Genomic DNA, 13622 nt, shown 5'->3' on the forward strand with positions numbered 1-13622 from the left:
GCCGGTCTGAAGGTAGTCGTCCCCTCGACGCCGTACGACACGAAGGGGCTGCTCGCGGCGTCGATCCGCGATCCCGACCCCGTGATCTTCCTCGAACCGAAGCTCATCTACCGCGCCTTCCGCGAGGACGTGCCCGAGGAACCGTACACGGTCGAGCTCGGGGAGGCCGCCGTCAGGCGCGAGGGGAGCGATCTCTCGGTGTTCACGTGGGGTGCGATGACGCGGCCGACGCTCGAGGCGGCCGAGTCGGTCGCCGAGGACGGCATCGACGTCGAGGTGGTCGACCTGCGAACGCTGTCGCCGATGGACACCGACGCCATCCTCGAATCGTTCAAAAAGACCGGCCGGGCCGTGATCGTCCACGAAGCGCCGAAGACGGGCGGCCTCGCCGGCGAGATTACGGCGACGATACAGGAGGAAGCGCTGTACTACCAAGAGGCGCCGATCGAACGCGTGACCGGCTTCGACGTCCCCTACCCGCTATACGCGCTGGAGGACTACTACATGCCCGAGGACACGCGCATCGAGGACGCGATCAGGGAGACGTACGAGGCATAGGATGGTTCGCGAATTCAAACTCCCCGACGTCGGTGAGGGCCTGACGGAAGCGGAGATCGTCCGGTGGCTCGTCGAGGTCGGCGAGACGGTCTCGGAGGACCAGCCGGTCGCCGAGGTCGAAACGGACAAGGCGGTCGTCGAGGTGCCCGCGCTGGTGAACGGGACGGTCAAGGAGATCCTGGCCGAGGAGGGCGAGATGGTCCCCGTCGGAACGGTGATCATCACCTTCGACGTCGAGGGCGAGGGTGAGGCCATCGAATCCGAGCCGGAACCGGAACCACAGTCGGAGCCGGACGCGACGGAATCCGAACCATCCGAACCCGCCTCCGAGCCGTCCGCTGGCGGACGGACGTTCGCCGCCCCGGCGACGCGTCGGCTCGCCCGCGAGCTCGATGTCGAGATCGGCACGGTCGCGGGCAGCGGTCCGGGCGGTCGCGTGACGGAAGCGGACGTGCGCGCCGCGGCCGACGCCGGCGATGACGCCGCGTCCGAGCCGGCCGACGAGGAGCCGAAATCCGCGACGCGGCGACTCGACGACGAGGCGTCGATCGGTGCGGAGGCAGCGGCGGTCGACGGGGCGGACGAACCGCCGACCGAGGCGGCGAGCCGCGATCGGACGCTCGCCGCGCCGGCGACGCGACAGCTCGCCGCAGAGGAGGCGATCGACCTCGACTCGGTGCCGACCGATCGGACGAAAGACGGCGAGGCGTTCGTCACGCCCGCTGAGATCGAGGCGTACGCCGACGCTCAGCGGCGGGCGCAGGAAGCCGACGCGGAGGCGGTGTCGGCCGAACCGATAGTCGATTCTACCGTGTCGGGCGAGGACGAGCGGATTCCATACCGGGGTGTTCGGCGGACGATTGGCGAGCAGATGGAGCGCTCGAAGTACACCGCGCCGCACGTGACGCATCACGACGAGGCGGACGTGACGGAGCTGGTCGAGATGCGGAGTCGACTCAAGGAGCGCGCGGAGGAGCGCGGCAGTTCGCTGTCGTACATGCCGTTCGTCATCAAGGCGGTCGTCGCGGCGCTTCGCGAGTATCCGATTCTCAACGCACAGCTCCACGAGGAGGCCGAGGAGATCGTGGTTCGAGGCGAGTACAACGTCGGCATCGCGGCGGCGACCGACGCCGGGCTGATGGTCCCCGTCATCGATCACGCCGATCGGAAGGGACTGCTGGAGATCGCGGACGAGTTGAACGACCTCGTTTCGAAGGCGCGCGACCGGTCGATTTCGCGCGAGGAGATGCAGGGCGGAACGTTCTCGATCACGAACTTCGGCGCGATCGGCGGGGAGTACGCGACGCCGATCATCAACTATCCGGAGACGGCGATCCTCGGGTTGGGCGCGATCAAGGAAAAACCGCGCGTCGTCGACGGTGACGTGGTCCCGCGGACGGTGTTGACGCTGTCGCTGTCGATCGATCATCGGGTGATCGACGGGGCCGAGGCCGCGCGGTTCACCAACGCCGTCATCGAGTATCTGGAGTCGCCGGAACTGCTCCTGTTGGAGTAGTCTTCGATCCGACGCTCGAAGCGCTCGAACGGCCGGATTCGCCCTCTGTGCCACGGCGCATCAATGGGACGTTTTTTTAAGGATCGGGAAGAAGGGAGACGTATATGTTCAAGGCTATCGTGAGTGCGGACACGCTCGGGGCGGCGCTCGACTCCGTTGGCGTGCTGGTCGATGAGTGCAAGATCCGCCTCGAGGAGGAGGGCCTCACGATTCGTGCGGTCGATCCGGCGAACGTCGGCATGGTGGATCTGGAACTCTCGGCGAACGCCTTTGAGTCCTACGAGACCGACGGCGGCGTCATCGGCGTCAACCTCGACAGACTCGAGGACATCGTCGGGATGGCCGACTCCGGCCAGCTCGTCCACCTCGAACTCGACGAGGAGACCCGCAAACTCCACATCTCGCTGGACGGGCTCGAGTACACGCTCGCGCTCATCGACCCCGACTCGATCAGACAGGAGCCGGACCTCCCGGACCTCGATCTTCCCTCGGAGGTCGTCATCGAGGGCAAGGATATCGCCCGCGCGGTCAAGGCTGCCGACATGGTCTCCGACCACATCGCATTGGGCGTCGATCCGGACGCCGAGGAGTTCTACGTCGACGCGGAGGGCGACACCGACGACGTCCACCTCGAACTCGGCCGCGAGGACCTCATCGATCTCACGCCCGGCGAGGCGCGTTCGCTGTTCTCACTCGATTACCTCAAGGACATGAACAAGGCGATCGCCTCGGACGCCGAAGTCACGATGGAACTCGGCGAGGAGTTCCCGATCAAGATGCACTTCGGCTTCGCGGAGGGCGACGGCCACGTCACGTTCATGCTCGCGCCGCGCATCCAGAGCGAGTAAACTACCCCACCCTACTCGCTCACGGCTGACGCCGTTCGCTCCTTGGGGCCGGAGGCTCCACCTCGAATTATGCTGAACGACGACTACCGTTCTTCGACCGTCCGCTCGACGTGTTCGACGGCTTCGATCGGCGTTCCTACGGCCTCGAACCCCTCGAGGTCGATCTCGTGGGTTCCGAGCCCCGCGATCGGGCGGTGAAACGCCAGCGCGAGACCGAGTTCAGAGAGCGTCCCCGCCGCCCCGTCGATCGCGACGACGGCGTCGCCGTTGCAGACAACGAGGGAGTTTCGTGCGTGGCCGAGCCCGGTCGCGATCGGCGTCACGACCCACTCGTTCGCCGCGTCTCGATCCTCGCCCGGGAGGATCCCGATCGTCTCCGCTCCCGTCCCCGAGGCACCCTTGCAGACAGCTTCCATGACGCCGGTCAACCCGCCGCAGACGACGGTGTGGCCGCGCTCGCCGAGGAGCCGCCCGACCTCGACCGCGCGTTCGTACGTCTCCGCGCCGACTCCCGACCCGCCGATGACGGACACTCGCATATCTGCCGACCGACAGCCGCCAGCAACAAGAAGCTACAGGTCTCTTGGTGCGTCCGCACTCACTCGAAATGCGGCATGACGTCTTCGGCCATGATCCGAAGCGCCTTTTGGGCGTGCTCCATCTCGAGGCCCGGGAAGTGCGTCCGGACGAGCACCTCGTCCATCTCGATCGCGTCGTGGAAGCGTTCGAGCTGCCCGATGACGGTGTCGGGGCTCCCGACGAGGAACCGATCTTCGGCGTGTTCGCGAAGCGATTCGAGCGCGTCCTCGCCCGTCTCCATCGCGTCCGTGCCCTCGATGTCGCCGTACACCTCCGCGTGTTCGCGAAGCAGCGCCTCGCCGACCTCCTCCCAGGCAGTCTCGTCGTCCTCTGCGACGTACGCCTCCCGTCGGAGCGGGACGTGGACCTCGTCGAACGTCCGGCCGTACTTTTCGAGTGCGTCGGTGTACGTCTCGCGGCGGTCGCGAAGTTCCTCGGGCGACTCGAACGGGCTGATGCTCCAGACATCGCCGAGGCCGGCCGCGCGCCGGATCGCTGGGTCGGCCATCCCGCCGATCCAGATCGGGATCGCGTCTTGGACCGGCCGCGGCGTGACGGTCATGTCCTCGACCGAGTGGAACTCTCCGTCGTAGGTGACCGACCGCTCCGTGAGCAGTCTTCGGACCAGTTCTACTCCCTCCTCGAGGCGTCGAACCCGCTCTCGTTTGTCGATGCCGAACGCCTCGAACTCGTGGTCTTGCCACCCGATCGAGACGCCGAGTCGGAAGTTACCGCCGGTCAACAGATCGAGCACCGCGGCGCGCTCGGCGACGTTGATCGGGTTGTGCAGCGGCAGTATCGTGACGTTGGTCCCGACCTTCGCGCGCTCGGTCGCGCCCGCGATCGCCCCGAGCATCACCGAGGGCGCGGGGACCCACCCGTCTTCGAAAAAGTGGTGTTCGGCCACGGAGAAGCTGCTGTAGCCCAGCGACTCCGCCGTCTGTGCCTGCTCGACCGTCTCCGGGTAAAGCGTCTCCCAATCTTCGGTCGGTGACTGGCAACTGTAGTGGACACCGAAGTCGAAACTCGCCATCGACGTATCATTCCCGGTGAGCGAGTTAAGTGTTCACATGTGGGGTGGCGGGACTGCGCGACGGCAGTTCGATCGGAATCAACGCGGGCCGACGCGCCGACAGTGGAAACATATATTCGACGCTGCCGTCTCGGTAGAAGACATGCAGGTTCGAATCCTCTCGGACAACACCGTCGTCGAATCCAGGCCCAAGGGGCTCGTCGGCGAGTGGGGCTTCTCGGCGGTCGTCGACGACGTGCTCTTGGACGCCGGCCAGGCCGGCGTCGCGGCCGACAACGCACAGCGGTTGGGGCTCGACCCGTCCGATTTCGAGACGATCGTGTTGAGCCACGGCCACTACGACCACACCGGCGGGCTCCCGGCGTTCCTCCACGACGAGCCGACCGTCTACGCTCACCCGGACGCGTTCGCGACGAAGCTCAAGGACGGGACCCACATCGGCGTCCCCTACACCCGCGAGTTCATCGACAGTCAGGCCGAAATCGTGACCCATCGCGAGCCAGTCGAGGTCGCGCCGTCGATCCACGCGCTCGGCGAGGTCCCGCGTCCGCACCCAGACAACCCCGTCGGCGACCGCGTAACCCCCGACGGCTCGCTGGAGCCCGATCCGATTATAGACGATCAGTCGATCGCCGTCGAGACCGATCGCGGGATCGGCCTCGTCTTGGGCTGTTGTCACGCCGGCCTCCGGAACACGATCGAGTACGCCGAAACCGTCCTCGACGACGAGGTGCGCTGGGTCGTCGGCGGTACGCATCTCGTGGCGAGCGACGAGGCGGGCGTCCACGACGTTGCGGACTGGCTCGACGGCAAACTCGAGATGCTGGCTGGCTCACACTGCACCGGCGTCGAGGCCGAGCGGATCCTCTCGGCGGAACTGGGCGACACGTTCCAGTCCATCGGCGTCGGGAGCGTCGTCGAGTTCGAGTAGGGCCGGCTGACGATAGCCACGTTCATATCGACCTCCTTGGTATCATCCACCGATGACGACCTTTCACACGAACGGCGTGTTATTCGAGAACGTCTTCGGGACGCCCGAGATGCGCGAGATCTTCTCCGAAGAGCGCTTTATTCAGCGGTTTCTTGACGTCGAGGCTGCCCTTGCTCGCGTCCAGGCTGCGGAGGGCATGATCCCCGAGTCGGCCGCCGAGGAAATCACTGAGAAGGCATCGCTGGAGTACGTCGACTTCGAACAGGTCGCCGAGAACGTCGCGGACGTCCACCTCTTTTCGATGTCGATCATCGGCGCGTGGAAGGAGTCGATGGGCGAGGCCGGCGAGTACGTCCACTGGGGCGCGACGACGCAGGACATCTCCGATACGGCGCTCGTCCTCCAGATCCGCGACGGTCTCGACGCGATCGAGCGCGATCTCGACGCCATCGCTGAGGCGCTCGAAGAACTCACAGAAGAGCACGCCGAGACGCCGATGATGGGCCGGACGCACATGGTTCACGCGCTGCCGATCACGTTCGGGCTGAAGACGGCGACGTGGCTCGACGAGATCAACCGCCACCGCGACCGGATCGAGGCGATGCGCGAGCGAGTCGAGGGCGTCGAGTTCTTCGGTGCGGTCGGCTCGCTCGCGTCGCTCGGCGAGGACGGCCTCGTCATCCAGGAGAAACTCGGCGCGGAACTTGACCTCGCCATCCCCGACGTGGCGTGGTACGCCGCCCGCGACCGGATCGCCGAGACGGTGAGCACGATCGGGCTCGTGACCTCGACGCTCGCGCGGATCGGCAAGCAGGTCCTCCTCATGAACCGCGAGGAGTTCGGCGAGCTCTCCGAACCGTTCGAGGCCGGCGAGATCGGATCGAGCACGATGCCCCACAAGCGCAACCCCGTCCGGAGCGAGGAGACAGTCCTGCTCGCGCGGCTCGTCCGCGGACACGCCGACACGGCGCTCGAGCTCATGGAGACGTACGACGAACGGGACTTCTCGGCGACGCTCGGCGAGTTCGCGATCGTCCCCGAGACGTTTCTCTACGCGAGCCGCGCACTCTCGTACGTTCACGAGGTCGCCGCGGGGCTGGTCGTCCACGAGGAGGGCATGCTGGAGAACCTCCACCACCACGGCGGCCTCGTCGCCAGCGAGGCGGCGATGATGGCGCTCGCCGAGGAGTTGGGCCGACAGACCGCTCACGACGTCTGCTACGAGGCCGCCATGTTGGCGCTCGACGGGGAGGCGAGCTTCGCGGACGCGCTGCTCGACGACGAACGGGTGGCCGCGGCGTTCTCCCGCGAAGAAATCGACGACATCACCGATCCGGAGGCGTACACCGGCGTTTCCTCCACGCTCGCCCGCAGGGCGCTCGAACGCTCACGAGCGCGGAACTGACGGGTCGTCGAAACGCCTCGGCTACTCGATTCTGAGCGGTCGCATCGCGTCCAGCACGATCCCGACGCCGCCGTCGTCGACGTACGATTCGATCGAAACCGGTTCGGTCTCGTCGACCCACGTCTCGAACTCCGCGAGGGCGTCGTAGTACTCCAGCATGTTCGGGTGGAAGAGAAACGCCGCCCCCGGTTCGGTCACCGCATCCAGTTCTTCGAACGTCTCCCCCGGCGACTCGCCTCGGTTCAACAGCACGAGGTCGTAGGGGTTCTGCGGCTCGATCAGCGTGATGCCAGCGGGAACGTCTCCGTCCGTCTTGCCGAGGAGCCATTCGAGGCCCAACTCGTCGGCCGCGTCGAGCGTGCCCTGGCTGAGGTCCTGCAGCGGGGAGAAGAAACCGGCTGGCGTGACGCCGCCTGCGTCCTCGATCGCTTCGATCCCGAGCGAGAGGTTTTCGTGAGCCGTCTCGTAGGGGAGGTCGCCGCAGGCGACGTGGCGGTGGCCGTGGAGGACGATCTCGTGGCCGGCGTCCGCGAGCCGACTGATCACGTTGCCGTACCGGGCCGCATCACGCCCGAGGAACGCGAAACTCCCCGAAGCGTCGGCGTCGTCCAGCAGCGTCGCCATTTGATCGAAATCGTCGGCCGTGTACTCTCCGAGGTTGTGAAACGATCGCGCCCGAATCAGGCGGTCTGACCCGCCCCTCGCGATCACGTTGAAATACGTCTCTACCTCTCTCTGTCGAAGTTCGGATATCTCGTCCATGGTGTGCTCCGTTCGAGCTGAACATCATATCTGGACGAGCCGGAGAACATAAATGTCGACGATCGAACGGTGTGTTCTCCCGCGTCGATCAGACCGCGTCCTGAATGATTTCGAGGGCGTCCTCGCGGTCGTCCCACTCGAGGAACACCGCGACCGAGGTCGCGCTCGTGATCAGATCGAGGATGTTGATGTGTTCGGCCGCCAGGGGGGCGATGATCTCCTGCAGCACGCCCGATTGGTTGGGGAGTTCCCCGCCCGTGATACGGACGACGGCGATGTCGTCGTCGACGGTGACACTCGAGAGCTCGCCGAGCTTGATGACCGCCTGGTGAAGAACGTTCTCGGCCTGCTCGGCCACGTCAGCGTCCACGTAAAACGACACCGAATCCATCCCGCTCGCGACGGCGTCGACGTTGATGTCGGCCTCCGCAAGCGTGGTCGAGAGGTCGGCGAGGACGCCCGGGGTGTTTCTGATCGAGCGCCCCGCGGCCGTCAGACACGCCAACGGCTCCTCGCGCATGTCGATGAGGTTCTGGAACTGCCCCTCGATCGTGGTGCCGCCGTGGAGGAGGTCGCCGTGTTGGTAGTGGGCGACCCGGACGACCATATCCCCGGTCTTGTACGACAGCGCCGACGGCGCGACGACCTCCGCGCCGCGGAACGAGAGGTTCCGGAGCTCGTCGACGGTGATCTTGCCGACGTTCCGCGCGCCCTCGACGACACGGGGATCGCCGGTCATGACGCCCTCGACGTCGGTGATGATCACGACCTCGTCGGCGTTCATGTAGTTGCCGAGCATGACGGCGGTCGTATCCGACCCGCCGCGGCCGAGCGTCGTCACGTTGCCGGCGTGGTCCTGCGCCAAAAAGCCCGTGATGACGGGGACGTACCCCTCGGCGGCCATGTCGGCGGCGAGCTTCTTCGCGCGGCGTTTGGTCTCCTCGACGTCGACCTGGCCGTGTTTGTCGGTGATGACGGGCCACTCCTCAGTGCCGGGTTCGAGGAACTTCGCGTCGATCCCGCGGGCCCCGAGTGCGGCTTTCAACATTCTGACCGACGTCCGCTCGCCCATGGAAACGATCTCGGCCTCGTCGGCCTCGTCGGCCTCGAAGGTGACCGCATCGAGCAAGAAATCCGTCGTCGAGCCCATCGCGCTCGCCACGACGGCGACTTCGTGGCCCTCGTTGACGGCGGCGGCGATGGAGTCGGCGGCTCGGTTGACTCGGTCTCCGTTTCCGAGGCTCGTGCCGCCGAACTTGGCGACTACGCGCATGCTCTCACCTGCAATCCGGTGTGGTAGTGCATACCCCCCGTTGCCGGTCATGGGAAATAACGGTGTTCATCTCCCGTCCGCTCGATCGCCGTTCCGGCTCCGGGTCTTGATTTCGTCGCCCGGCCGGACCGTCGACCGCCAAACGTTAATTGCTCCGGGCGTGTTTGTGTCACGCATGAACGTACGGGACGCCGTCGAGGCCGACGCCGAGCGGCTGGCGGCGCTGACGGGGGCGCCGACCGACGTGATGCGGAATCTCATCCACGATCGGACCGTTCGCGTCGCCGACCACGATGGCTCCGTCGAGGGGTTCGTCAGCTACGACGCGGAGGACTCGACCGTTCACGTGACGCAGCTCGAGGGGACCGCGACGACGTGTAGAACGTTACTCGAGGAGCCGACACGATTCGCCGACACCGAGGGGATGTCGGTCGAACTGCTGGTGATGGAGGACGACGAGGCGACGCAGGCGGCCGCCGAGGGGATGGCGTTCGAGCGGCGCGGTCCGGGGCCGCGGTTCGACGGTTCACAGACGATTCGCTATCGTCGGGACGCGAATCCGTAGCGAGCGGTCGCTGCTCCCCGCTCGCTTACTCCGCGGCGGCTGACGCCGCCGCGCGTGCCTCCCCGATACTCTTTCCCTCCCGAACCAACGCCTCGACGAAGAACTCGCCCGCCTTGAACGACGACCGGACCATCGGTCCCGACGCGCAGTACAGGAACTCGAACTCCTCCTCGGCGACGGCCTTCCACACGTCGAACGCGTCCGGGTGAGCGTACTCGAAGACCTCCAGGTGCGAGTGCGAGGGCTGGAGGTACTGGCCGAAGGTCACGATATCGACGCCCACCTCGCGGAGGTCAGAGAGCGTCTGATACACCTCGTGATCGTACTCGCCGACGCCGAGCATGAGGCTCGTCTTGGCGTAGACGGCCGAGTTCGCGATCAGCTCCAGCACCGACAGCGACTGCTCGTAGCCCGCCCGTCGATCGCGGACGGGCCACTGGAGCCGTTCCACGGTTTCGACGTTGTGAGCGAGGACGTCCGGGCCGGCGTCGACGATCGTGTCGACCGCGTCGAGGTCGCCCTGAAAGTCCGGGATCAGCGCCTCGACGAGTATCTCCGGATCGCGTCGCTTGATCGCCCGGATCGTCGCCGCGAAGTGGCTCGCGCCGCCGTCGTCGAGGTCGTCGCGGTCGACCGAGGTCAACACCACGTAGTCAAGCCCGATCTCGGCGACGGCGTCGGCAACGTTCTCGGGTTCGTCCGGATCGAGCGGGTCCATCCCACCGGTCTTCACGTCGCAGAAGTTACAGCCGCGCGAGCAGCGCTCGCCCATCAGCATGAACGTCGCCGTCCCCGGGCCGTTTCGGCCACTCCAGCAGTCCCCAAGGTTCGGGCAGTTCGCCTCCTCACACACGGTGTGGAGGTTCCGATCCCGGAGCGTCGATTTGATCTCCGTGAAGCGCTCGCCGCTCGGCGGACGGCTCTTCAACCACGCGGGTTTGCGGCGACGGCTGCTCATACCTCTCCCTTCGTCCCCGAGACCAAAAACGTGCGGTCGACACGCCATGCGAACGCGGGACGTTCTCCCGATTCGATCGGCGACGGAAACGCCTATACGCCCGGCACCCGCCCCTTCGACTGTGGCAGGTCGCACGGAATACGAGACCGGAATCGCCGTCGAAGACGTGCTGCCGTCGTTCGCGGACGCCTTTCCGTTCGAGTCGTTCAACCGGATGCAGTCGGCCGCGCTGCCCGCGCTCGTCGAGCACGACGATAACGTCGTCGTCAGCGCGCCGACGGCCAGCGGCAAGACGGCGCTCGCCGAGGCGGCCATCTGTCGAACGCTCGACGCCGACGGGACGGCGCTGTTTTTAGCGCCGCTTCGGGCGCTCACCAACGAGAAGGAGGCCGAGTGGGCGCGCTTCGAGGAACTTGGCTACTCCGTCTACGTCGTCACCGGCGAGCGCGACCTCAACCCTCGACGCGCGGAGCGGGCCGACATCCTCGTGATGACACCCGAGAAGGCCGATTCGGCGACCCGCAAGCACGACTCGCCGCGCTACTCGTTCGTCACGGACGTCGACTGCTGCGTCATCGACGAGGTTCATCTGCTCGACTCGGACCGCCGCGGGGCGGTTCTGGAGGTGACGATCTCGCGGCTCCGCCGGCTCTGTGATCCGCGGGTCGTCGCGCTGTCGGCGACGATGCAGAACGTCGAGGACGTCGCGAGCTGGCTCGACGCGCCCGACGACTGCACGTTCCAGTTCGGCGACGAGTACCGCCCGGTGCCGCTGTCGGCGACTGTCGAGACGTACGCCCACGGCGACAACGCCTTCGCGGACAAGTATCGGCGGCTCTATCGCGCCCTCGACCTCGCACAGCCGCACATCGAGGACGGGGGACAGGCGCTCGTGTTCGTCGCCTCCAGACAGGACACCGTTCGGGCCGCCGAGAAGTCCCGCGACGTGATCGCCGAGCGGGACATCGAGATTGGCTCGCGCGGGAACTACGACTTTCACACAGACGCCCAGGAGCTGAGCAACGACACGCTCCGGCAGTCGGTGGTCGACGGCGTCGGCTTCCATCACGCCGGGATCTCGAAAGACGACAAGGATCGCGTCGAAGGGTGGTTCAAATCCGGCGAGATACAGCTCCTCTTTTCGACCTCGACGCTGGCGTGGGGCGTCAACCTCCCGGCGCGCTGCGTCGTCATCCGCGACACGAAGCTCCACGACCCCCTCGAAGGCGAGGTCGACATGAGCTCGCTCGATATCCTCCAGATGCTCGGCCGAGCCGGCCGCCCCGGCTACGACGACGCCGGCTACGCGCACATCGTCTGCGACGGCGCTGACGCCGACCGCTACCGGCAGTTGCTCGTTGACGGCAAGCCGATCGAATCCCGACTGGCGGCGGAGCTCGACACGCATCTGAACGCCGAGATCGCCCTCGGCGTCGTCGACGATATCGAGGACGTGATGGCGTGGCTCAAAACGACGTTCTACTACGCCCGAGCGGCGAGCGCTCCCCGCCAGTACGACGACAGCGACTCGCTCAGAACGCGCGTCTCAGACACGCTCGAACGACTCGTCGACGGCGGCTTCGTCGATCAGTCGGGGCTCGAGATCGAGCCGACGCAACTCGGCAGGCTCGCCTCACAGTTCTACCTCCGACTCGACACCGCGGCGGACTTTCACGCGCTGTGTGAGCGCGCTGGCGACGGTTCGGAGTCAATCGACGAGTCGGCTGTCCTTCGCACCGTCGCTGACGCGGTCGAGTTCGACAGCGTCTCCGCGCGCCGCGACGAGCGCGAGACGTTCGGCGCGGTCCTTGACGGCGAGGGCAGCGAACTGGACCCCGGCAACCGCAAGGTGCTCGCCATCCTCCGGGCCGGCATGTCGGGGACGACGCCCGCGGAGCTCCAGAGCGACGCGTGGGTTATCCGACAGAACGGCCTGCGGTTTCTGGCCGCGTTGCGAGCGTTCTGCGAGCGCTTCGCCGCCCCCCGCGACGCAAACCTCGTCCGCCGGATCGAAGCCCGAGTCGAACACGGGATCAGCCACGAGGCGGTCGGGCTCGTCGCGATCGGCGGCGTCGGCGCGGGGCGGGCGCAGAAACTCGCCAAAGAGGGACTGGTCGATCCCGCGGCCGTTCGATCCGCCGGCGTCGAGGGGCTGGTCGACGCCGGCCTCTCGGAGGGCGTCGCCGAGCGCGTCTTCGAGCAGGCCCTGGGGTTGCCGGCCGTCGAGATCGAGTGGTCCGGGGTCCCGGAATCGATCCCCACCGGCGAGAACGCGATGGCGGAGGTAACCGTCACGAACCGCGGCGACGGCACCCCCTCCGGAATCCGCGTGACGGTCAACGGCATCGAGATGTCGGAGACGACGCGGTATCTCGGTGAGACGACCGTCCCGGTCGGGATCTTCGGCGGCGACGCCGACGACCTCGTCTACGAGGTCGAGGTCAGCTTTTCGGACCTGCCGCTTCACCCGGTCACGGATCGCCGAACCGTTCGGATCGAGTGAGCTATCGACGACGCTCGCGGTTTCAGAACGCCTCGCTTGAACCCCTTCGCTTCCCGTCGAACTCCCCCACGCGCCGCTTTCTCTTGGATATCCCCCCGAGAAACGGGCCCGAGCGCGCCTCTCTCGAGTTAGGGTCTGTTTACCGTTCGTTCCGGGCTCGTCGCGCACTCCACCCGAAACGGTGGTGCGTGATTCGCTCATGTCCCGCGACGGCTGATGATCCCGTGCGTGATCGGCGGTCCGGGCGACGGCCGGATATTTATACGACCACGCGACGCAGGACGCCGTATGGGTAAAGAGACGATCCACACCGACGACGCCCCGCCCGCGGCGGGCGCGTACAGCCAGGCGACGACCGACGGCGGGTTGATTTTTACCGCCGGGCAGGTCGCGCTGACGCCCGACGGCGACTCGCTGGCCGACGAGTGCGTCGAGGTCCAGACCGAGCGGGCGCTCGACAATCTCGCCGCCGTGCTCGAGGCGGCGGGCTCGGGCCTCGATAACGTACTCAAAACGACCGTCTTTCTTGCCGACATCGACGACTTCGATGCGATGAACGAGGTGTACGGCGGCTACTTCGACGCCGAGCCGCCGGCGCGGTCGGCGGTCCAAGCCGGGGGACTGCCACTCGGGATGGCCGTCGAGATCGAGGCGGTCGCGACGCGGTCGTGATACGGGGTCCGACTCGACG

13 protein-coding genes are annotated in these 13622 nt (G+C 66.6%); 8 read left to right on the plus strand and 5 right to left on the minus strand.

All coding sequences use genetic code 11. From position 1 onward, the window contains the following. The 3 genes from DM868_RS12635 to DM868_RS12645 form a co-directional block, all read left to right on the plus strand. The coding region (locus tag DM868_RS12635) for an alpha-ketoacid dehydrogenase subunit beta (RefSeq protein WP_281280718.1) at positions 1-558 on the plus strand (558 nt) is incomplete at its 5' end. A gap of 1 nt (position 559) precedes the next feature. After that, positions 560-2074, plus strand: a complete 1515-nt coding sequence (locus tag DM868_RS12640; protein ID WP_137277194.1) for a 2-oxo acid dehydrogenase subunit E2 — start codon at positions 560-562, stop codon at positions 2072-2074. Positions 2075-2178: 104 nt separating this feature from the next. Beyond that, positions 2179-2922, plus strand: coding sequence for a DNA polymerase sliding clamp (locus DM868_RS12645; protein WP_137277195.1), 744 nt, complete (start codon positions 2179-2181; stop codon positions 2920-2922). An 83-nt stretch (positions 2923-3005) separates the two neighbouring features. Here the strand turns inward: DM868_RS12645 and DM868_RS12650 are convergent, their stop codons facing one another. Next, complete coding sequence (locus DM868_RS12650; RefSeq protein WP_137277196.1) at positions 3006-3461, minus strand: TIGR00725 family protein; 456 nt, start codon at positions 3459-3461, stop codon at positions 3006-3008. 59 nt (positions 3462-3520) lie between these two features. Next, a complete protein-coding gene (locus DM868_RS12655; RefSeq protein ID WP_137277197.1) occupies positions 3521-4534 on the minus strand; it encodes an LLM class flavin-dependent oxidoreductase in 1014 nt (337 codons plus the stop codon). Positions 4535-4676: 142 nt separating this feature from the next. Here DM868_RS12655 and DM868_RS12660 point away from each other — a divergent pair, with 142 nt between their 5' ends. Together DM868_RS12660 and purB are read left to right on the plus strand one after the other, a co-directional pair. Beyond that, a complete protein-coding gene (locus DM868_RS12660; RefSeq protein WP_137277198.1) occupies positions 4677-5465 on the plus strand; it encodes an MBL fold metallo-hydrolase in 789 nt (262 codons plus the stop codon). A 52-nt stretch (positions 5466-5517) separates the two neighbouring features. Continuing rightward, complete coding sequence (gene purB / locus DM868_RS12665) at positions 5518-6870, plus strand: adenylosuccinate lyase (protein WP_137277199.1); 1353 nt, start codon at positions 5518-5520, stop codon at positions 6868-6870. Positions 6871-6891: 21 nt separating this feature from the next. Here purB and DM868_RS12670 read toward each other — a convergent pair whose 3' ends face one another. Both DM868_RS12670 and DM868_RS12675 read right to left on the minus strand, forming a co-directional pair. Next, entirely contained in the window at positions 6892-7632 is a 741-nt protein-coding gene (locus DM868_RS12670) for a polysaccharide deacetylase family protein (RefSeq protein ID WP_137277200.1), read from the minus strand. Between the two features lie 88 nt (positions 7633-7720). Continuing rightward, entirely contained in the window at positions 7721-8905 is a 1185-nt protein-coding gene (locus DM868_RS12675) for an aspartate kinase (protein WP_137277201.1), read from the minus strand. A 175-nt stretch (positions 8906-9080) separates the two neighbouring features. Between DM868_RS12675 and DM868_RS12680 the strand changes: the two genes are divergently transcribed. After that, positions 9081-9470: a hypothetical protein gene (locus DM868_RS12680; protein ID WP_137277202.1), complete on the plus strand. Its 390-nt coding sequence runs from the start codon at positions 9081-9083 to the stop codon at positions 9468-9470. 25 nt (positions 9471-9495) lie between these two features. Here the strand turns inward: DM868_RS12680 and lipA are convergent, their stop codons facing one another. Continuing rightward, entirely contained in the window at positions 9496-10428 is a 933-nt protein-coding gene (gene lipA / locus DM868_RS12685; RefSeq protein WP_137277203.1) for a lipoyl synthase, read from the minus strand. A 151-nt stretch (positions 10429-10579) separates the two neighbouring features. Between lipA and DM868_RS12690 the strand changes: the two genes are divergently transcribed. Continuing rightward, complete coding sequence (locus DM868_RS12690) at positions 10580-12931, plus strand: DEAD/DEAH box helicase (protein ID WP_137277373.1); 2352 nt, start codon at positions 10580-10582, stop codon at positions 12929-12931. A 288-nt stretch (positions 12932-13219) separates the two neighbouring features. Next, positions 13220-13603, plus strand: a complete 384-nt coding sequence (locus DM868_RS12695; protein WP_137277204.1) for a Rid family detoxifying hydrolase — start codon at positions 13220-13222, stop codon at positions 13601-13603. Positions 13604-13622: the final 19 nt, after the last annotated feature.

Origin of the sequence: Natronomonas salsuginis, from assembly GCF_005239135.1 — an archaeon.
GTDB lineage: Archaea > Halobacteriota > Halobacteria > Halobacteriales > Haloarculaceae > Natronomonas > Natronomonas salsuginis.